The sequence below is a fragment of the Saccharopolyspora sp. ASAGF58 genome, from assembly GCF_012277335.1.
GTDB classification, from domain to species: domain Bacteria; phylum Actinomycetota; class Actinomycetes; order Mycobacteriales; family Pseudonocardiaceae; genus Saccharopolyspora; species Saccharopolyspora hattusasensis.
This window is the reverse complement of sequence record NZ_CP040605.1, coordinates 1185502-1205895: the sequence shown is the minus strand read 5'-3', so window position 1 is coordinate 1205895 and position 20394 is coordinate 1185502. Positions and strand designations below refer to the sequence as shown.

The 20394-nt window shown below is 69.3% G+C and carries 19 protein-coding genes and 1 pseudogene; 16 read left to right on the top strand and 4 right to left on the bottom strand.

The features are described 5' to 3' along the window. The first annotated feature begins 82 nt into the window (after positions 1-82). On the top strand, positions 83-799 hold the full coding sequence (locus FDZ84_RS05425) for a response regulator transcription factor (RefSeq protein WP_168584985.1): 717 nt from the start codon (positions 83-85) through the stop codon (positions 797-799). Then, on the top strand, positions 796-2247 hold the full coding sequence (locus FDZ84_RS05420; protein ID WP_168584984.1) for a cell wall metabolism sensor histidine kinase WalK: 1452 nt from the start codon (positions 796-798) through the stop codon (positions 2245-2247). Before FDZ84_RS05425 ends, FDZ84_RS05420 begins: the two co-directional genes overlap by 4 nt. 358 nt (positions 2248-2605) lie before the next feature. On the opposite strand, the gene asnB is transcribed toward FDZ84_RS05420, so the two are convergent. Continuing rightward, on the bottom strand, positions 2606-4438 hold the full coding sequence (gene asnB, locus FDZ84_RS05415; protein WP_168584983.1) for an asparagine synthase (glutamine-hydrolyzing): 1833 nt from the start codon (positions 4436-4438) through the stop codon (positions 2606-2608). Positions 4439-4869: 431 nt separating this feature from the next. Here asnB and kdpF point away from each other — a divergent pair, with 431 nt between their 5' ends. From kdpF to FDZ84_RS05385, 6 genes are all read left to right on the top strand, one after another. Further along, the gene (gene kdpF, locus FDZ84_RS05410; RefSeq protein WP_010305839.1) at positions 4870-4965 is read left to right on the top strand and encodes a K(+)-transporting ATPase subunit F; all 96 of its coding nucleotides are present in this window, start codon (positions 4870-4872) and stop codon (positions 4963-4965) included. Then, positions 4965-6626, top strand: a complete 1662-nt coding sequence (gene kdpA / locus FDZ84_RS05405) for a potassium-transporting ATPase subunit KdpA (RefSeq protein ID WP_168584982.1) — start codon at positions 4965-4967, stop codon at positions 6624-6626. Before kdpF ends, kdpA begins: the two co-directional genes overlap by 1 nt. Further along, positions 6623-8692 (top strand): potassium-transporting ATPase subunit KdpB, encoded by a 2070-nt coding sequence (gene kdpB / locus FDZ84_RS05400; RefSeq protein WP_168584981.1) that lies wholly within the window; start codon positions 6623-6625, stop codon positions 8690-8692. Before kdpA ends, kdpB begins: the two co-directional genes overlap by 4 nt. A gap of 181 nt (positions 8693-8873) precedes the next feature. After that, a complete protein-coding gene (locus FDZ84_RS05395) occupies positions 8874-9560 on the top strand; it encodes a potassium-transporting ATPase subunit C (RefSeq protein ID WP_246868819.1) in 687 nt (228 codons plus the stop codon). A 137-nt stretch (positions 9561-9697) separates the two neighbouring features. After that, the gene (locus FDZ84_RS05390; protein ID WP_168584980.1) at positions 9698-12247 is read left to right on the top strand and encodes a sensor histidine kinase KdpD; all 2550 of its coding nucleotides are present in this window, start codon (positions 9698-9700) and stop codon (positions 12245-12247) included. Further along, on the top strand, positions 12244-12924 hold the full coding sequence (locus FDZ84_RS05385; protein WP_168584979.1) for a response regulator: 681 nt from the start codon (positions 12244-12246) through the stop codon (positions 12922-12924). The genes FDZ84_RS05390 and FDZ84_RS05385 overlap by 4 nt, the downstream gene beginning before the upstream one ends. Before the next feature lie 44 nt (positions 12925-12968). Here the strand turns inward: FDZ84_RS05385 and FDZ84_RS05380 are convergent, their stop codons facing one another. Then, positions 12969-14657 (bottom strand): PstS family phosphate ABC transporter substrate-binding protein, encoded by a 1689-nt coding sequence (locus tag FDZ84_RS05380; RefSeq protein ID WP_246868818.1) that lies wholly within the window; start codon positions 14655-14657, stop codon positions 12969-12971. Between the two features lie 165 nt (positions 14658-14822). On the opposite strand from FDZ84_RS05380, the pseudogene FDZ84_RS05375 reads away from it, so the two are divergent. The 7 genes and pseudogenes from FDZ84_RS05375 to FDZ84_RS05345 form a co-directional block, all read left to right on the top strand. After that, positions 14823-15008: pseudogene (locus FDZ84_RS05375) on the top strand (Scr1 family TA system antitoxin-like transcriptional regulator); the annotation flags it as partial. 23 nt (positions 15009-15031) lie between these two features. Continuing rightward, positions 15032-15295 (top strand): DUF397 domain-containing protein, encoded by a 264-nt coding sequence (locus tag FDZ84_RS05370; protein WP_168584976.1) that lies wholly within the window; start codon positions 15032-15034, stop codon positions 15293-15295. Between the two features lie 112 nt (positions 15296-15407). Then, complete coding sequence (locus tag FDZ84_RS05365) at positions 15408-15779, top strand: hypothetical protein (RefSeq protein ID WP_246868817.1); 372 nt, start codon at positions 15408-15410, stop codon at positions 15777-15779. Positions 15780-15789: 10 nt separating this feature from the next. Beyond that, positions 15790-16395: a DUF3558 domain-containing protein gene (locus FDZ84_RS05360; protein WP_168584975.1), complete on the top strand. Its 606-nt coding sequence runs from the start codon at positions 15790-15792 to the stop codon at positions 16393-16395. Positions 16396-16404: 9 nt separating this feature from the next. Then, entirely contained in the window at positions 16405-17652 is a 1248-nt protein-coding gene (locus FDZ84_RS05355; protein ID WP_168584974.1) for a PPE domain-containing protein, read from the top strand. A gap of 2 nt (positions 17653-17654) precedes the next feature. Further along, the gene (locus FDZ84_RS05350; protein WP_168584973.1) at positions 17655-18458 is read left to right on the top strand and encodes an ESX secretion-associated protein EspG; all 804 of its coding nucleotides are present in this window, start codon (positions 17655-17657) and stop codon (positions 18456-18458) included. A gap of 81 nt (positions 18459-18539) precedes the next feature. Beyond that, complete coding sequence (locus tag FDZ84_RS05345; RefSeq protein ID WP_168584972.1) at positions 18540-19163, top strand: nucleoside/nucleotide kinase family protein; 624 nt, start codon at positions 18540-18542, stop codon at positions 19161-19163. Positions 19164-19185: 22 nt separating this feature from the next. Here the strand turns inward: FDZ84_RS05345 and FDZ84_RS05340 are convergent, their stop codons facing one another. Next, positions 19186-19374 (bottom strand): hypothetical protein, encoded by a 189-nt coding sequence (locus FDZ84_RS05340; RefSeq protein ID WP_168584971.1) that lies wholly within the window; start codon positions 19372-19374, stop codon positions 19186-19188. After that, positions 19374-19859: a hypothetical protein gene (locus FDZ84_RS05335; protein ID WP_168584970.1), complete on the bottom strand. Its 486-nt coding sequence runs from the start codon at positions 19857-19859 to the stop codon at positions 19374-19376. Before FDZ84_RS05335 ends, FDZ84_RS05340 begins: the two co-directional genes overlap by 1 nt. A gap of 150 nt (positions 19860-20009) precedes the next feature. Here FDZ84_RS05335 and FDZ84_RS05330 point away from each other — a divergent pair, with 150 nt between their 5' ends. Continuing rightward, entirely contained in the window at positions 20010-20303 is a 294-nt protein-coding gene (locus FDZ84_RS05330; protein ID WP_168589828.1) for an acylphosphatase, read from the top strand. The last annotated feature ends 91 nt before the right edge of the window (positions 20304-20394 follow it).

The window sequence follows — 20394 nt, the reverse complement described above, 5'->3', positions numbered from 1 at the left end:
CCGATGCGATGCGCGGCGGTGATCTCCGGGGTACGAATCCGGTTCCCAGGTTCCTTCCAGCTTTCTCCCAGGGAGGTGGGCGATGCTTGACGGCGTGGCGGATACCAACAGTGCGCGCGTGCTGGTCGTCGACGACGAGCCCAACATCCTGGAGCTGCTCACCGCAGCGCTGCGGCTCAGCGGCTTCGAGGTGCGCGGCGCGGGAACCGGCGCCGACGCGCTGCGGGCCGCGGCGGAGTTCCGGCCAGACATCGTGGTGCTCGACGTGATGCTGCCGGACCGGGACGGGTTCTCGGTCGCCTCCGCGCTGCGGGCCAACGGCAACGCCGTGCCGGTGCTGTTCCTGACCGCGCGCGACGCCGTCGAGGACCGCATCGCCGGTCTGACCGCCGGTGGCGACGACTACGTCACCAAGCCGTTCAGCCTCGACGAGGTGGTGCTGCGGCTGCGCGCGATCCTGCGCCGGGTGCAGCCCGCGCAGGTCAACGACTCGCGGCTGCGCTACCACGACCTCGAACTGGACGAGGAGACCTACGAGGTCCGCCGGGCGGGACGGCTGGTGAGCCTGTCGCCGACCGAGTTCAAGCTGCTGCGCTACCTGTTGATCAACGCCGAGAAGGTGGTCAGCAAGGTCCAGATCCTGGACCGGGTGTGGAACTACGAGTTCGGCGGGGACAGCCGGATCGTCGAGTCCTACATCAGCTACCTGCGGCGCAAGGTCGACTCGGTGTCCCCGTCGCTGATCCACACCATCCGCGGCGTGGGTTACGTGCTGCGCTTGCCTCCGGAGCAGCGATGACGGTCGTGTTCCGGACGCTGCGCGGGCGGCTGGTGTTAGTGCTGGTCGGGGCGCTGGTGATCGGCCTGTTCCTGGTAGGCGTGACCAGCACCGCACTGCTGAGCCGGTCGCTGCTGGAGCGCACCGACGACCGGTTGGCGGAGCTGTCCGGGCCGTGGGAGCGCGGGTTCCGGCCGCCGCCGGAACCGCCCAGGGGCGGGCTGGCCGAAAGCCCCGGGCGAGGCGACCTGCCCACCGAATTCCGGGTGCTGATCTTCGACTCGGCCGGCGCGCAGGTCGGCGGGGTACTCGGGCAGACCTCGGGCGATCTTGGCGGGCCGGTGCTGCGGACCCCGGAGCGGGGCCCGCAGATCAAGACGGTGCCCGATCAGGCTGGCGGCGCAGCCTGGCGGGTGCGCGAGATCACGCTGCCCGACGGGCGGCATGCCGTGCTCGCGCTGTCGCTCGCCAACGTCGATGCGACGGTGCGCCAGCTGATCGTCATCGAACTGGTGGTCGCAGGTGGTGTGCTGCTCGTGCTGGCTGTGGCGGCGGCGCTGACGGTGCGGCTCAGCCTGCGGCCGCTGAACCGGATCGAGGAAACCGCCGATGCCATCGCGGCCGGGCAGCTCGATCGACGTGTGCCGGATCAGGACCCGCGCACCGAGACCGGGCGGCTCGGCGCGGCCCTGAACACGATGCTCGGGCGGCTGGTGGACGCGTTGCAGCAGCGCGAGCAATCAGAGCTCCGGCTGCGGCGGTTCGTCGCGGATGCCGGGCACGAGCTGCGCACGCCGTTGACGTCGATCCGGGGGTTCGCGGAGCTGTACCGCCGCAGCGACCAGCACCGTCCGGAGGACGTGCGGATGATGATGCGGCGCATCGAGTCCGAGGCGGTGCGCATGGGCGGCCTGGTCGACGACCTGTTGCTACTGGCCAGGTTGGACCGGGAACGCACCATCGACCTGGTCGACCTGGGCCTGGCTCCGCTGGTGCAGGACGTGGTGCACGACGGGCGGGCGCGCGACCCCGAGCGGGAAATCGTGCTGCGGGAACCGGAAAAGCCGCTGCGGGTGCTCGGCGACAGCCCCCGCCTCCGCCAGGTCCTGACGAACCTGGTGAACAACGCCCTGATGCACACCCCGCCGGGCTCGCGGATCACCGTCGAGGTCGCGCGGGGTTCCGCCGGAGGAGGAGCCCTCGCCGCGGCGGGCGCGGAGCTGCCCGCGGGCACACCGGTGGCGATCGTCTCGGTCGCCGACACCGGCCCGGGCATCCCACCGGAGCACGCGCCGCGGATCTTCGACCGCTTCTACCGGGTCGACGACGGCCGCCACCGCGAGGCCGGCGGAACGGGCCTCGGCCTGGCGATCACGACGGCGATCGCCGAGGCGCACAACGGCCGGGTGGAACTGCACGCCAACGCCGAAGGAGGCAGCACCTTCCGCCTCCTCCTACCCCTGACCTAATCCACCCACCCGAATCCGACGCAACACCCCAAATCCGACGCACCTCCCGCGACCTGCCGTGACATCCGTGCTCTGGCGTGACATCCGGGATTTGACGTGACATCCGGAATTTGACGTGACATTCGGGATCCGACGCAACACCCGCGATCTGGCGTGACATCCGGAATCTGACGTGACATTCCGGATCCTGTTCGGTGCCCGGGATCCGAACGAGTTGTCCCGTATCGCGGAACTCCAGTTCCGTTTCCGCAATTTCAATGGAAATCGGACCTCCGATTTCCATTGAAATTGCGTCCTTCCGGGGCTCGGTCCCTCCTCTTCTGGGAGCGGGCAACGGGGTTTCGGCGGGGTTTCGGCGTCAGAGCTTGACCGTGGGGTGGTGGATGTCGTACCAGGTCGACAGGTCGAGGGCCCGTTCGAAGGTGAAGCGGGCCTCCTGGTCGATCCCGGTCGGGTCCTGCGCCAGCGCCTCGCGCAGCCACTTCTGGTCGAGCAGGGACAGCGCCGGGTCGCCCGCCGCGACCAGGTCCGCGACCTGCCGCTGCAGCACCGCCGCGTACTTCGGGTCCTGCGTGGACGGGTACGGGCTCTTCACCCGCTCCACCACGGATTTCGGCAGGGTGTCGGCGGTGGCGTGGCGCAGCAGGCTCTTCTCCCGCCCGTCGAAGGTCTTCAGCGACCACGGCGTGTTGAAGACGTACTCGACGAGCCGGTGGTCGCAGAACGGCACCCGCACCTCCAGGCCGACCGCCATGCTCATCCGGTCCTTGCGGTCCAGCAGGACGCGGACGAACCGGGTCAGGTGCAGGTAGCAGATCTGCCGCATCCGGCGGTCGAAGTCGCTCTCCCCGTCGAGCACCGGGACCGAGCTGACGGCCTCGCGGTAGGCATCGGCCACATAGGACTCCAGGTCCAGCGCCGCCGCCACGTCCGGGCTCAGCGTGTTCGTCCGCCTGACGGGTTGCGTTCGTGCGGCGACCCACGGGAAGGTGTCGGCCTGCTGTGCCTGCGGGTCGTGGAACCACTTGTAGCCGCCGAAGACCTCGTCCGCGGACTCGCCGGACAGCGCCACCGTCGAGTGTCCACGGATCGCCTTGAACAGCAGGTACAGCGACTGGTCCAGGTCGCCCAGGCCCAGCGGGAGGTCGCGGGCCTGCACGGTGGCGCGCCGCACGGCGGGGTCGGCCAGGGCGTCCGGGTCGAGCACGATGTCCTGGTGCAGCGAGCCGACGTGCTCGGCGACGTCGTGCACGTACGGGGTATCGGGCGTGGCGCGCATCTCGTCGGGCACGAAGTTCTCGGTCTGGCCGACGAAATCGACCGCGAAACTACGTACCTGCTCGCCACTCCGTGCCAGCTGGAGCCCGGCGAGCGCGGTGATGGTGCTGGAGTCCAGGCCGCCGGATAGCAGCACGCAGCGTGGCACGTCGGAGATCAGCTGCCGCCTGACGATGTCGTCCAGCAGCTCGCGCACGTGCGCTACCGAGGTCTCCTGATCGTCGGTGTGCGCGACGGCCTGCAGCCGCCAGTAGGTGTGCTCGCGCGGGCCCTTGCGGTCGACGGTGACGATGGTGCCGGGCTCGACCTCGCGCATGCCGGACCACATCGCCTGCCGCGGCGTCTTGACCATCACGAACAGCTCCCGCAGCCCGTCGGCGTCGACGGCCTTCTCGGCCAGCGGGTTCGCCAGGATCGCCTTCGGCTCGGAGCCGAACAGCACGCCTTGCTCGGTCGGGTAGTAGTACAGCGGCTTGATGCCCATCCGGTCGCGGATCAGCAGCAGCTGCTCGGTGCGGGTGTCCCAGACGGCGAACGCGAACATGCCGTTGAGGTGTTCGGCGACCTGCGCGCCCCACCTTAGGTAGCCGTGCAGCACGACCTCGGTGTCGCTGTCGGTGTCGAAGTGGTGGCCTCGGCGCCGCAGTTCGTCGCGCAGCTCGGTGAAGTTGTACGCCTCGCCGCTGTAGACGATCGCGACCTCGCCGTCTGGGGTTGCGGCCTCCATCGGCTGCGCCCCGCCGGGCAGGTCGATGATGGCCAGCCGCCGGTGCCCGAGCGCGGCGTGCGGGCGCACCCAGGTGCCGCCCGCGTCCGGGCCGCGGCAGGTCATGGTCGCGCACATCCCGTCGATGGTGGGCTGCTCGCGGGTCAGGTCGCGCTGGAAGTCGATCCAGCCGGAGATGCCGCACATGTCGGTGTTCTCCTTCGTGTGGTGGATCTCGCGTGGGGACGCAGCTGCCGGGTTTCGGGTGCTTTGCGCCACACGCGTTTTCATTAGCAATGTTAACGAGATAGTTGCATTTATGAAACTAACTCACGGAGTGAAGTCACCCACTTACAAACCGTGCGGAACCACGAAACCACCCGAAAACGACGGCGGCCAGTTCACTCGATCGGGCGCATCAAGAACGCATCAATGCGCGCGGAGCAGGCGTCAAGGAGCCGTCATGGGCCTTGGCCGCGCCCGTTACGGGGGATTTCGCTGGATCCCAGGCGGCCACCACTAGCCGGTGGCCCGAATTCGAGTGAGGAGTGCGCAGCGGTGGCTGATCTCGCCTTCGCCGTGTTGCTGATCGGCGGGTTCCTCGTACTTGCGTTGACCCTCCGCGGTTTGGAGCGCTTGTGAGCACTGTGCTTGCCAACGTCGCCGGGGGCGTGTTGGCGCTGCTTTTGATCGGTTACCTGTTCGTCGCACTTATCCGGCCGGAGAAGTTCTGATGAGTTCCCTGACGGTCGGCCTGGTCCAGGTCGGCCTACTGATCCTGGCCATCGGCGTGGTCTACCGGCCCCTCGGTGACTACCTGGCCCAGGTCTACACCAGCGAGAAGCACTGGCGCGTCGAGAAGGCCGTGTACCGGCTGGTGCGCATCGATGGCGACGCCCAGCAGCGCTGGACCACCTACGCCGCCGGCGTCCTCGGCTTCTCGGCCATGTCCATCGCGCTGCTCTACCTGATGCAGCGGTTGCAGCCGCTGCTGCCGCTGAGCTTCGGCCGCGGCGCGGTCGAACCCGCGATGGCGTTCAACACCGCGGTCAGCTTCGTGACCAACACGAACTGGCAGTCCTACGTGCCGGAGCAGGTCCTCGGACACACCGTGCAGATGGCCGGGCTGACCGTGCAGAACTTCGTCTCGGCGGCCGTCGGCATGGCTGTCGCGATCGCCCTGGTCCGCGGGTTCGCCGCTGCGGGCACCGGCCGCATCGGCAACATCTGGGTGGACATCACCCGCGGGTGCACCCGTGTGCTGCTGCCGATCGCGGTCGTCGCGGCGGTGCTGCTGATCGCGCTCGGCGGGGCGATGAGCCTCGCCTCCGGCATCCACGTCGTCGGCCTGGACGGGCAGGCGCACACGATCGCCACGGCGCCGATCGCTAGCCAGGAGGTCATCAAGGAGCTCGGCACCAACGGCGGCGGGGTGCTCAACGCCAACTCGGCGCACCCGTTCTCCAACCCCGGCGGCATCAGCAACCTGCTCCAGATCTTCCTGATTCTGGTGATCCCGCTGGCCCTCACCCGCACCTTCGGCACGATGGTCGGCGACCGCCGCCAGGGCCGGGTGCTGCTGTCGGTGATGGTCGCCATCATGACCGTGATGACCGCGGCCGTCTGGTGGGCCGAGAGCCACCCGAACGGCCCGGCCACGCTGGCCGCCGGCGGTGCGCTGGAAGGCAAGGAGGCCCGCTTCGGCCTGTTCCTGTCCGGGCTGTTCGCGGTTGCCACGACTGGAACATCCACCGGTGCCGTCAACGCGATGCACGACAGCTTCACCGGGCTCGGGGGCCTGGTGCCGCTGCTGAACATGCTGCTCGGCGAGGTCGCGCCCGGCGGTGTCGGCGCGGGCCTGTACGGGATCCTCGTGCTGGCCGTGATCGCGGTGTTCCTGGCCGGTCTGATGGTCGGGCGGACGCCGGAGTACCTGGGCAAGAAGCTCGGGCGTCGGGAGGTCACCGCGGCGGCGATCTCGATCCTCGTGATGCCCACGATGGTTCTGCTCGGTGCCGGTACCGCGCTCGCGTTGCCGTCCACTGGGGACGCCCTGAACAACATCGGCGCGCACGGGCTGTCGGAGGTCCTCTACGCCTTCGCCTCGGCGGGCAACAACAACGGCAGCGCCTTCGCCGGGCTCACCGTGACCAGCGACTTCTTCCAGATCACGCTCGGTCTCGCGATGCTCTTCGGCCGGTTCGTGCCGATCCTCGCGGTGCTGATGCTCGCCGGCGCGGTGGCCCAGCAGCAGCGGGTGCCCGCCACCGCAGGCACGCTGCCCACCACCGGCCCGCTGTTCGCCGGGTTGCTCGGCGGCACCGTCGTCCTCGTCGCGGCGCTGACCTTCCTTCCGGCGCTCGCCCTCGGTCCGATCGCGGAGGCCCTCGCATGACCACCATCCTCGAGAAACCCCAGCAGGCCCAAGCGGAAACCGGCCCGCGGAAGATGTCCGCGGGCGCGTTCAGCCCGCGCCAGCTGTGGACGTCGCTGCCGGAAGCGCTGCGCAAGCTCAACCCGAAGCACCAGCTGGCCAACCCGGTCATGTTCGTGGTGTGGGCGGGCTCGGTGCTGACCACCGTCCTGGCCGTGACCGAACCGGACGTGTTCAGCATCGCGGTGGCCGGCTGGCTGTGGTTCACCGTGCTGTTCGCCAACCTCGCCGAAGCGGTCGCCGAAGGCCGCGGGCGGGCGCAGGCGGAATCGTTGCGCCGCACCAAGACCGAAGCCGTCGCGCGGCGGCTGGTCGACGGCGCCGAGGAGCGGGTGCCGGGCACGGCGCTGCGCATCGGCGACCGCGTCGTGGTCGAGGCCGGCGAGGTCATCCCCGGCGACGGCGACGTGGTGGAAGGCATCGCGACCGTCGACGAGTCGGCGATCACCGGCGAATCCGCCCCGGTGATCCGGGAGTCCGGCGGCGACCGCTCGGCGGTCACGGCGGGCACCACGGTGCTGTCCGACCGGATCGTCGTGCAGATCAGCACAAAACCCGGCGAAACCTTCGTCGACCGGATGATCGCGCTGGTCGAGGGCGCGCAGCGGCAGAAGACGCCGAACGAGATTGCGCTGACGATCCTGCTGTCCACGCTGACGATCATCTTCCTGCTCGCGGTGGTCGCGCTGCAGCCGATGGCCGGCTACTCCGGCTCGCTGCTGTCGGTGATTACGTTGACCGCGCTGCTGGTCTGCCTGATCCCGACCACGATCGGGGCGTTGCTGTCGGCGATCGGTATCGCGGGCATGGACCGGTTGGTGCAGCGCAACGTGCTCGCCAAGTCCGGTCGCGCCGTAGAAGCCGCCGGGGACGTGGACACGCTGCTGCTGGACAAGACCGGCACCATCACCTTCGGGAACCGGCGCTGCACCGAGCTGCTGCCCGTCGGCGGCGTGACGCTCGGCGAGCTGGCCGAGGTGGCCCGGCTTTCCAGCCTCGCCGACCAGACCCCCGAAGGCACCAGCATCGTGGCCTACTGCGCCGAGCAGTACGGGCTTCCGACGAAGCCGCAGGGCCCGGAACTGCACGCCGAAGAGGTCGCCTTCACCGCGCAGACCCGGATGAGCGGCATCGACATCGACGGCCGCGAGATCCGCAAGGGTGCCACCAGCGCGGTGCGCGGGTGGGCCGGCGGCATCTCATCCGAAGTGGAGGAACTGACCGGCAACATCGCCTCGCAGGGCGGCACGCCGCTGGTGGTGGCCGAGCGCAGCGGGGGGATCACCCGTGTGGTCGGCGTGATCCGACTGTCCGATGTGGTCAAACCGGGCATGAAGGAGCGGTTCGCCGAGCTGCGCGCGATGGGCATCCGCACCGTGATGGTCACCGGCGACAACGAGCTCACCGCCAAGGCCATCGCCGCCGAGGCTGGCGTCGACGACTACCTCGCCGAGGCCAAGCCGGAAGACAAGATGGCGCTCATCAAGGCCGAGCAGGAAGGCGGCCGACTGGTCGCGATGACTGGTGACGGCACCAACGACGCGCCCGCGCTCGCGCAGGCCGACGTCGGCGTCGCGATGAACACCGGCACCGCGGCGGCCAAAGAGGCCGGCAACATGGTCGACCTCGACTCCGACCCGACGAAGCTGATCGAGATCGTCGAGATCGGCAAGCAGCTGCTGATCACCCGCGGCGCGCTGACCACCTTCAGCATCGCCAACGACCTGGCCAAGTACTTCGCGATCCTGCCCGCGATGTTCGTGGCGATCTACCCGCAGCTGGACGCGCTGAACATCATGCGGCTGGCCACCCCGACCTCGGCGATCCTGTCCGCGGTGGTCTTCAACGCGCTGATCATCATTGCGCTGATCCCGCTGGCGCTGCGCGGGGTCCGCTACCGGCCGACCTCGGCGAGCGCGCTGCTGCGCCGGAACCTGCTGGTCTACGGCCTCGGCGGCATCGTCACGCCGTTCCTCGGCATCTGGCTGACCGACCTGGTCATCCGCTTCATCCCGGGCATCGGCTGAGGAGGTCCCAGACGTGCCGAGATCCCGTTGGTCCGCAATTTCAATGGAAGTTGCGGATCTCCGGCGTGTCAGGCCACGACACGCCGAAGGCTGTGGACAACTTCCGCAATTTCAATGGAAATCGGACCTTCGATTTCCATTGAAATTGCGGCCCCCGACCGACTGAACCCGAGAGGCACTGATGAAGAACACACTGCTGCGCCAGGCCCTGGCGGGGCTGCGGCTGCTGCTGGTGGCGACGGTCGTGCTGGGCGTGGCTTATCCGCTGGCGATCTGGGGCATCAGCCGGATCCCGGGGCTGCAGGCCAACGCCGAGGGCTCGCAGATCGTGGTGGACGGCCGGGTCGTCGGCTCATCGCTGATCGGCATCGACCCGGTCCCGGCCGACCCGGCCAACGACCCGTACTTCCACACCCGCCCGGCGGCTTCCGCCGAAGGCAACCTCGGCCCCGGCGACCCGGCCAGCACCGGCGGCTCCAACTACGGCGGAGCCAGCGCGGACCTGCTGGCGGCCGTGCAGGAGCGGCGCGGCGCGATCGCCGCCCGCGAGGGCGTCCGGCCCGAGCAGGTGCCGACCGACGCGGTCACGGCGTCGGCCAGCGGCGTCGACCCGGATATCAGCCCGGCCTACGCGGAGCTGCAGGTGCCTCGGGTGGCGCGCGTCACCGGCCTCCCGCTGGACGAGGTGCGGCGCCTGGTCGCCGAGCACACCAGCGGTGGGGTGATCGCCGAGCGCGTGGTGAACGTGACGACCCTCAACGTCGCCATCAACCGGGCCCGTCACCCGGTGGGTGCACAATTTCGCGAGAATTGTGCGGTCACCCGGGTGAACGTCAATTTCTCGCGAAATTGCGCCCCACCCGGGTGACGACGGAGCATTCGTGCAGCTCGTTGCGGAGTTGGCGGTTCGAACATGGTGGAGGTCTATTGATCACGGTGCGTGCCTTGCGGCAGCAGCGGATGGGACTGTCCGCTAATAACAGCGGGTCGTAGGAGGCTGAGAGCGTGGCGGAGAAGGGACCACGGCGCGGCGAGCTGCGGATCTACCTCGGTGCGGCACCAGGGGTCGGCAAGACCTACGCGATGCTCAACGAGGCGCACCGACGCCTGGAGCGCGGCACGGACGTGGTGGTCGGCTTCGTCGAGGACCACGGCCGTGCCAAGACCGCGGCGCTGCTCGACGGCTTGGAGGTCGTGCCGCGCCGGCGCGTCAGCCACCGCGGGGTCGAACTGACCGAGATGGACCTCGACGCGCTACTGGCCCGGAAACCGGAGGTAGCCGTCGTCGATGAGCTCGCGCACACCAACGTCCCCGGTTCCCGCAACGAGAAGCGCTGGCAGGACATCGACGAGCTGCTCGACGCCGGGATCAACGTGCTGTCCACCGTGAACGTGCAGCACCTGGAGAGCCTCAACGACGTGGTGGAGACGATCACCGGTGTGCGGCAGCAGGAAACCGTGCCGGACGAGGTGGTGCGCCGCGCCGGACAGATCGAACTCGCCGACATCACCCCCGAAGCACTGCGCCGCCGCCTGGCGCACGGCAACGTCTACGCGGCGGACAAGGTCGACGCCGCGCTGGGCAACTACTTCCGCACCGGCAACCTGACGGCGCTGCGCGAGCTCGCGCTCCTGTGGTTGGCAGACCAGGTCGATGTGGCGCTGCGCCGCTACCGCGCGGAGAAGAAGATCACAGCCACCTGGGAAGCCCGTGAACGGGTCGTGGTCGCCGTCACCGGAGGCAGCGAGAGCGAGACGCTGATCCGCCGGGCCCGCCGGATCGCGGCCCGCGCGGGCGCGGAACTGCAGGTCGTGCACGTGTTGCGCGGCGATGGGCTCGCGGGGGCGTCGCCGAGCGGCATCGCCCGCGCCCGGAAGCTGGCCGACGCCGTCGGCGCCAGCTTCCACACCGTAGTCGGCGACGACGTGCCCGAGGCGCTGCTGGAGTTCGCCCGCGCTGCGGACGCCACGCAGCTGGTGATCGGCACCTCGCGGCGCTCCCGCTGGGCCCGGCTGTTCGACGAGGGCATCGGGGCCGTCACGGTGCAGAAATCCGGCGCGATCGACGTGCACATGGTCACCCACCCCGAGGCCGGTGGGCGGCGTTTCCTCAAGAAGATCACCCGGAATCCGCTGTCGTCGGCCCGCCAGCTGTGGGGCTGGGTGCTGTCGGTGCTGCTGCCGAGCGCGGTCACGGCGGTGGCCTACTACTTCGGCGACGTCGCGCTGTCCACGGATGTCGTCGGCTACTTTTTGGTCACCGTTATAGTCGCGCTGGTCGGCGGGATGGCGCCGGCGATCGTCGCGGCGCTGCTCTCCGGCGGGCTGCTGAACTTCTTCCTTACCCCGCCGCTTTACACGTTGACCGTGGCCGAGCCGCAGAACCTCGTGACGGTGATCGCGATGATGATCGTCGGCATGCTGGTCGCGTTCATGGTCGACCGGGCGGCGAGGTTGGCAGAGCAGGCCACCAGCGCGCGCACCGAAGCGGCGCTGCTGACCTCCTATGCCCGCACCGTGCTAACCCACCCAGATCCGCTGGCGCGGCTGCTGGAGAAGGTGGTGGAGAACTTCGGCCTGACCTCGGCGGCGCTGCTGGAGCGAACCAAGGACGGCTGGCAGGTGGCGGCCTCCACGGGCAAGCAACCCTGCACGAAGCCCGAACAGTCCGATGTGGACATCGAGGTCAACCCGGACGTGCACCTGGTGTTCAAACGACCCGGCCGCAGGCCGCTGCCGGCGGCCGACCGCACGGTCCTGGAAGGCGCGGCCGGGCAGGCTCTGGTCGCGCTGCGCCAGCAACGGATGGCCGCGGACACGCAGGAAGCCCAGCGTCGCGCGGACGCGACCCAGCTGCGCACGGCGCTGCTTTCGGCGGTCGGCCACGACCTGCGCACCCCACTGGCGTCCATCAAGGCCTCGGTGAGCAGCCTGCGGGCACCCGACCTGCAGCTGTCCGAAGAGGACACCGCCGAGCTGCTCGGCGGGGTGGAGGAGTCCGCGGACCGGCTGACCGAACTGGTGGACAACCTGCTGGACTCCTCCCGGCTGGCGACCGGTGCGATCGCGCCGAGGCTGCGCCCGGTGAGCTACTACGAAGTGGTGGCGCGCGCGCTGGCCGGGCTGGACGGGCGGCAGCACATCGACGTCGACATCGACGAGAGCCTGCCGGCGGTGCTTGCCGACACCGGGCTGCTGGAGCGCGTGGTGGCCAACGTGGTGCAGAACGCCCTGAAGTACGGGCGGCCCGACGGGGCCCGGATCAGCGTGCGGGCCAGCGAGCATGCGGCGCGGGTCGAGCTGCGGGTCGTCGACCACGGGCCGGGGCTGCCGGAGGACGCGGCCGAATCCGTGTTCGCGCCGTTCGAGCGGCTCGGCGAGCACGGCGAGCGCGGCGACACCGGGGTCGCCGGCGTCGGGCTCGGGTTGAGCGTGGCACAAGGTTTCATGACGGCGATGCACGGCACGATCCGCGCCGAGGACACTCCCGGCGGCGGGTTGACGATCGTGCTCTCACTTTCGGCGGTCACCGCTGACGGGCAGGGGAAACGATGACGAGGGTGCTGGTTGTCGACGACGAGCCGCAGCTGCTGCGCGCATTGCGGATCAACCTGACGGCGCGCGGTTACGGGGTGCTGACGGCCGTGGACGGCTCGTCCGCCCTGCGCGCGGCCATCGATGGCAAACCCGACGTGGTGGTGCTCGACCTCGGGCTGCCGGACATGGACGGCAGCGAGGTGATCGCGGGCCTGCGCGGCTGGACGACGGTGCCGATTATCGTGCTGTCGGCGCGCACTGACTCCGCCGACAAGGTGCAGGCCCTCGACACGGGTGCGGACGACTACGTCACGAAGCCGTTCGGCATGGACGAGCTGCTGGCCCGCCTGCGCGCGGCGGTCCGGCGGGCGAACACCAGCGAAGCCGTCGACCAACCGGTGGTGGAGACGGCGACGTTCACGGTGGACCTGTCGGCGAAGAAGGTCCTGCGCGAGGGGATGGAGGTCCACCTGACGCCGACTGAGTGGGGAATGCTGGAGGTCCTGGCCCGCAACCAGGGCCGCCTGGTGGCGCAGAAGCAGCTCCTCAAGGAGGTCTGGGGCCCCCAGTACGCGAACGAAACCCACTACCTGCGCGTCTACCTGGCCCAACTCCGCCGCAAGCTGGAACTGGATCCCAGCCACCCCCGCCACCTGATCACGGAAGCAGGCATGGGCTACCGGTTCGAACCGTGAGCGTCGCGCTTCCCCTGACCGGCGTGCGGACGTCCATTGTGCACTCACGAGCCCCGGCAGAGGGGGTGGGGGAGGCCGGTGCGTTCGATGCACGGGGTGTAGCCCGCGTCGCGGAGCTCCGCTCGGGCCGTGTCGCTGCGCAGGTAGTCGATGAAGTGCTTGAGCACCGAGTCGTTCGCCGGGAAGCCCTTCGTGTAGAGGTATTCGACCGTCCAGAACCGGTAGCCCTGGTGGGCGCTGCTAACGTCCGGGTAGCGCCCGTCCAGCTGCGCGATCTTGACCGGTTTGCCTTGCGCCACGGCGATGTTCGCGGCCGGCGTGTCGGTGTAGCCGATCGCACCCGGCGTGGTGGCGATCTCGTCGACGACCTGCGCCGTCGAACTGCGTTCGCACCGCGTGGTCTGCGCCTGCGGTATTCGTTCGGGCGCTTCGCAGCTGTCCGAGGTGAGCAGCCCCTCGGAACCGTGCAGCACCCGCGTCTCGAAGACTTGCCTCGTGCCGGATTCCTGCCCGCGCCCCACGATGCGGATGGGCAGCGAGGCGCCGTCGCGGAGCTGGCTCCAGTCCCGGTACCGGCCCGCGAAGATGCCCTGGAGCTGCTCGGTGGTGAGCCGGTCGATGCCCGTCGAATCGTTGACGACCACGCCGTAGACGACCAGTGCCAGTGGCTGCGCGACGAGGTCCGGCGAGGGTTCCAGGGCCGGGCCGTCGGACAGCACCGCGAGGTCGTTCTGTGGCCCTGGCGCGGAAAGCGCCCGCACGCCGTCGAGGCTGCCGGTGGGTTGTGCGATGACGTTCGCGCCGCCGCAGGCCTGCGAGTACGCGGTGGCGACGTTGCTCATGATCGGGGCGAAGGCGCTGGAGCCCTCGATGCGCAGCGAGCCGCTGGCGCACGCGACGTCGCTGTCCTGCCGGAAGATCCCGGTGATCAACGTGGTGACCAGCGCTACGGTCAGCAGCGCCCCGATCCCGGTGACGGCCAGCGGCCAAGTGATCCGCCGCTGCTGCTTCTCGTCCTTGATGCGCCCGTTGGAGATCCGGCCCGCGAAGCCGATTTCCTTGCTGGTGGAGTCGTCGCCGGTCGCCGGTTCGTCGTCCGGTTCCCGCAGCACCACGACGAGCTTGAACTTCTGGCCGCGCTGCAGGCTGAGCTCCGAGAGCCGGACCCCGTGCCATTGCGGCCCGATCTCGACGGCCGCCGCGGGCTGCGCGGCGACCCAGTTGGCCAGCCGCTGGCCGAGCCGTTCCCGGAGGGTGCCGAGGCTCGGCGGATTCGGGGCGGAACCGGCATCCTGCTTGTCGGTGAAAAAGACCAGGTTGTTGCGGATCCGCTGCCGGATGGTCTTGGTCGGTGCCTCGGAGATCCGCGCGTCCCAGACGATCCGCTTGCCGAAGGTGAACGAGATGTCCTCGGCGAAGTCGTCGGCTTCGATGTCGAAGCTGCCGGTGTTGCGGACGCGGATGATCACGATGCTCATCCGGTCCACCAGCCGCGCGATCCTGATCAGCTGCGGATCGGCGGGCGGAACCTCGCCGTCGTGCAGCTCGATGGGGCTCAACCCGATCTTGGAGTTGTAGAGCACGCGGTAATGGATCCGTTTGCGCCGGATGACGAACCGGTCGACCACGGGAGCGGCGATGGTCGCGGCGGCCAGCACGCCGAGCACCCAACTGCTGACGTGCTCGCCGAACAAGGCGGCTAACGCCTGAACGGTCTCTCCCCAGCTGACCACCTGCAACGCCTCCCCGCGCCCACCGATGATCAAGGAGCGTAAGCGCGGAATCGAGCCCCGAAGGGCTCGATCACCCGCTGTTCACCACAGGTTCAACCTCGTCGTGAGTGCTGAAGCCGGTAAGAACCGGCTTCAGCACTCACGACCGAAGTTCACGACGCGCCTGGTCGCGTCGTGATCTTGGAGTACGGCTCCGAAGCGAGCTTGGTGCTGCTTGAGCACAAGACGGTCAACTTGTTCATGGACGAGGATGACCAGCTGGAGGTGTACTCCTCAGCGTGGGATGAGCTTGCCAGCAAGGCGAAAGAGCCGGATGACTCGATCAAGTTCATTCAAGCCCTCATCGCTTGATCGCCACGTGTCATCATGCAGATATGAGTCCCAGTGGCCTATCTGCTGCCGTCTGGCGAAAGTCGAGCCGTAGCACCGCGAGTTCCAACTGCGTGGAAGTCGCCTTTGTCGGGGACGCCTGGCGGAAGTCCGGTCGCAGTGTCTCCGGTTCCAACTGTGTCGAGGTCGCCAGGCGGGATGCTGTCGTCGGGGTTCGGGACTCGAAGGATCCCGGCGGGGGTGTGCTGGTGTTTTCCGCTGCGCGGTGGGCCGACTTCGTCGGTGGTCTCATGCGGGTTCGCGCATAGGCGCGTTGGGTTGGTGTGAAGTTTCCGCGAGTTGGTGCGTGGCGGGAAGGCGCGCTGCTAGGGTCGGCTTTCGACCGGGTGATCAGACGCCGCGACCTGGGGGTTTCCCGCGATGACGACGCCAGCACCACCTCCGGCTCCGGTTCCCGGCGGCGCCGGTCAAACCATCACCGTCAACAAGGACAACGTCCTTGAGGTGCGCAAAATCGTGCTCTCGGCGGCTGAGGACGCGCAGTTCAAGCTGTTCAGCCTCGCGCACAACCTGGCTGTAGGCGCTCCCGCCGACGATGAGATCAGCGCGACCGCTGCGGCGGTTTGGACGGCGAACCTGCTGGGCAACCCCGACTCTCATTACGCGCGTCTCATACAGTACGTGGACAACGTCTTTGAACTGGGAAGACAACTCGAAGAAGCCGCCAAGCAGTACGGCTTCGCAGACGATGAGATCGCTGCGTCGTTTCAGCTGCAGCAGAACCAGGTGTGAGGGGAGTCCCGTGCGGTTGCGCTTCGGGCATGGCTTGATCGGATTGGCTGCGGTCTTCACCCTTGCTGGTTGCACGGTGAACGGCCCGGACCCGGAGCCGACGAGTTCAGCTCCCGCTTCGGAGGCGGCGCCCTCTTCTTCGCTGGACCTTCCGCAGCGCCCGAAAGACCTAGCGATTGCGGGTAAGCAGGACGCGGAGATCTGCACTTGGTTGTCTCCTGAGCAGAAGGCGCCGCTCCAGGTGGGTGGCGGCCGCCCGGTGGTCAAAAACGGGAACAACTACAACGGGTGTTCTTTCGCTGGTGCCGCAGGAAAGGCCCAGTTCGGGATCTCGCTTCGGGTGGTGCCCGAGGGCCTGGACAGTTTCGCGCAGAAAATTTCGGCCGTGAAGGCGAAGACCGCGACGACGTATGAGGTCAACGGCTTCGGTGCCGTGCAAGGGCAGGTTCCGGGTGCCGAGAGCCTCGGTTGTGCGGTATTCGTCGACGCCGCCGAAGGGCAGACGCTCTACGTGGACCTGAGCCTTACCACCCCCGGCGGCATGAACAACGAGCAGCTGTGCGAGCGGGCGAAGCAGGCCGCCGAGGCGGCCGTGACGACCTTGCAGGGGAGCTAGGGGGAACTCGTGACCAGCATCGATCCGATCCGCGATATCCGGTTCGAGGGGATGGACATCCCCCAGCTACAGGAATGGATCACGCAGATCAAGCAGGGGCGCGGCGCGGAGTCGATGCAGGGCGCGGTGCGGGCGCTGGACGAGTGCGTGCAGGTGGTCGTCGACCTCGACGAGACGCTGCGCCGCGAGCTCGGGAAGCTGCAGATCGCCTGGGAGGGCAACGCCGGGAGCCTCGCGGCGGCCGCGGTGCAGCAGCAATCCGCCTTCATGGCCGACGCCCCGGATCCCCTGAAGACTTCGGCGGACAGCGTCGACGCGCAGGGGCGGGGCTACGAGTCGGCCCGCAACGGGCTGCCGAACAACGACGAGCTCAAGCACAAGCAGTCGGAGAACGTGCTCGAATGGGCCGGCGGAGCCTTCGGCTACGAGAGCGACTACGACAAAGAAGCCAGGCAGATCGAGGCGCAAAAGCAGGCCGCGCAGGCCGCTCTCGTCTCGTACCGCAACACTTCCGTCAACCAGGCGGATTCCTACCAGCCGTTGCCCGAGATGCCGCCGGCCACGGTGTCGGCGCAGTCGGCGTCAGGGACGGGCATGCCGGGAATCGGCGCGGGCGTGGGTTCGGTCGGCGGCTACTACGGCGGCGGCGCGAGCGATGCCGGTGTGCTGGGCGGGGTCGTCGGCGGGGGCAACGCCGTCGGCGGGACCCCGCGCGGTGACCGCACGGCGCCGCCGGTGCCTGGCGACCGGAGCGGCAGCGACCGGCACCCGGACGAGCGCGACACCGGCGGCGAGGCGGACCAGACGCCGGAGGCCGCCGGGACGAGCGGCGGCATCAACACCGGCACGGTGCTCGGCATCGCGGCCGGTGGCGCGGCGGTTGCCGGTGTCGGCGCCTACGCGGCGAGCCGAATGCTCGGCGGCCGCACCCCGGCCGGCGCGGGCGCCGGTGGCGGAACCACCGGGCTGGGCCGGGGCGGTTCGTCCGGCATCGGCGGCGGACCTGGCGACACGGTGGCCGGGCGGGCCGCAGGCAGCACCCCGGGCAGCCGTCCGGGCACCGGTTCGCTGATGGGTCCGGCGGCGACTCGCGGCGAGAAGCGCAGCGAGGATGCGGAGCACGAGAACAAGTACGTAGCCGAGGAAACCCCGTTCGACGACGAGCGGCTGGTCGCCCCGCCGGTGCTGGGGCACTTCGAGCCCGACACCGAATCCGACGAGGAATCCGACGACGACGAGCCGAAGAAGCGGGACTGACGTTGCGCCCTGGAGCAGAAGCCGACCCGATCGTGCTGTCCGCGCTGGAATTCGACGTGGTGTGCGAGGCGGAGAAACTCACGGAGCGCCGGCACATCATCCTCAACGTGCCGAGCCCGGGAACGACCTTCACCGAGCGCGCCCAGCTCGTCGCGGACGTGTGGGCCGGGCTTCGCCGGCGCCGCCTCGCCGAGACCAACCGCGACCGCGTCGACGTCGACGTCGCCGACCTGCTCGGCCTGCTGGACCGGCCGCAGCGCAGCATCGACGTGCGGATCTGGGCCGACCGGCCGATCCGCGCCCTGGCCTCGGCGAACGGCGCCGCCGGCCTGTTGACCATTGTGGACGGTGACATCGTCGAGCTCACCCCGGTCCGGGGGAGTTCGCTGGCGGCGGCGGCGGTGTCGGTGGCGGGCGAGGTCCCGCCCGGCCCGGGCCGCGCGGTGAGCCTGCCCAACGACATCCTCCGGGAAGCCAGCGACCACGCGGGCCCGAACAGGCCGCTGCTGTTCACCGACGAACTCCGAGCCCTGGGCATCGCCCCGGACGACGCCGCCGACGTCGCGAACATGGCCGACGGCATGGGAATCCGTGGCCAGTTCGGCGTGGAAGCCTGCCCGAACCGAGGCGGCAAACCGGAACGGGCCAACAGGGTCGTGGCGTTCCACGATACGGACCGGGGCCGCTACAGCCACGTGGTCCGGCCCAGCGGAGACGGCCGCCGCTGGAGCACGATAGCCCCGGCGGACAACGCGAGAATAGCGGAATACACCAGAGAGCTACTCGCGGAACTCTGGCAAGACTGAAGGCCGTGAGTACTTTTGGGTGCCAGAGCGCCCAGAAGTACTCACGGGCGGTTCGCCAGGCCCGTTGCGCGGAGGTGTGGGTTGGTCGGGTACGTGGAGCTGGTCAAGCGGGCTCGGCAGTTGGCCGCGAGTGGGCAGCGGAAGATCTTGGGGATCGCCGGGGCTCCCGGGGCCGGGAAGGGGACCGTGGCCGAGCGGGTTCTACGGGAGCTCGGCGGCTCCGCCGTTCTCGTGCCGATGGACGGGTTCCACCTGGCCAATGCCCAGTTGCGGCGGCTTGGGCGGGCGGACCGGAAGGGTGCTCCCGACACCTTCGACGCCGCCGGGTACGTCGCGCTGCTGCGGCGGATTCGGGAATGCGGCCCGGACAGCGTTTACGCCCCCGAATTCCGCCGGGAGATCGAGGAATCGTATGCGGGGGCGATTCCTATCGAGCCCGGTGTCCCGCTGGTGATCACCGAAGGCAACTACCTGCTGCTGGACATGCCGCCCTGGTCGGCGGTTCGGGATTTGCTCGACGAAGCCTGGTTCCTCGCGCCTGATGACGATGTCCGGGTGCAGCGGCTTATCGCGCGGCACATCAGTTATGGGCGGACGCCGGACGAGGCCGAGGAGTGGGTTTACCGGAGCGACGAGCGGAATGCCGCGGTCGTCGCGGCGAGTCGGGAGCGGGCCGATCTCGTTGTTGTCGGCGATCCGCAGTGATCGCCCGGTGAGGGTCTGCGCGTCAGCGTTCGGCGAGTTCCGCCCGCACGTCGTCGGGGATGCGGCCGGTGTGGTCGATGGGCGTCCACGGCTCGCTGCGGATCCACTGCGACCCGCAGCCGCGGCAGGCCAGCAACGGAAACCCGTTGAGCTGCTTGGGAGTCCGGTGCCACGAGCACAGCGACCGGCAGGAGTGCACGGCCAGCGTCATCAGTCGTCACCATCGAACGTCTGCGAGTCGGTGGGATCAGACGTAGTGGGCGGCTCAGTCGTCGGCGTGGGCGGTTTGGTCGGGGTCGTGGGCTCGATGATCGTCGGCGTCGGCCGCGGCGTAGGAGACGGCGTGGGGTGCGGCTCCGGCGGCATCGGCGCCGGGACATCCGTGGGGGTTTCGCTGCTGGGCACGGGAAACGTGGACGACGACGCGGACTTGCTCCTGCTCGTGGACGTCTCCGAAGCTTCGATGCTGCTCATCTCCGGCGGGGGCAGCAGCGGCGGCGTGGCGAACGTCTCCGCCGGCCGGGACGTGGCGGTCGGCTTCAGCGTGAAGTCCGGCGTCGCCGCGTCGTGCTGCTGCGCGCCGACGACCGCCGCGGCGGTCGTCGCGAAGACGGTGGCCACCGCAATGCCCGACACGGCCAGCATCACCAGGCGCTTCGGCCGGGCGTCCGGGTCTTCCAGCAACATCGGGTCCATGGGTCCCCACTCGTCTCGCCGGGCGGCCTGCCCCGAAACACCCGGCCGCCACCAGAATCGGGCGGATCATACCGGCGTCCCGGGCGGCCGTGGCGGTAGGCGCAAGCCGCCGGAGGTGGGCGGACGCGCGGTCGGTGGCCGTGCGGCATGATGCCAGGCGTGACGGATTCGCAGCAGGCGCGCCTGACCGCATGGGTGCACGGGCGGGTGCAGGGCGTCGGCTTCCGCTGGTGGACGCGTGCCCGGGCGCTGGAGCTGGGCCTGGTCGGCAGCGCCACGAACCGGCCCGGCAGCCGGGTCGAGGTGGTTGCCGAAGGTCCCCGGGAAGCCTGCGAGAAGCTGCTGGCCGCGCTGCGCTCTGGCGAGACCCCGGGCCACGTCGACCACGTCGCGGAGCAGTGGTCCGACCCCAAGGGCGGCCTGACCGGTTTCATGGAGCGCTGAACGCTTTCGTTTCCGCTCACCAGCGGTTCTGCGCGGTTGCGGACGGCCGCAGCGGTAGGCTCTGCCGGATGTGACCGCCGGTCAACCAGAC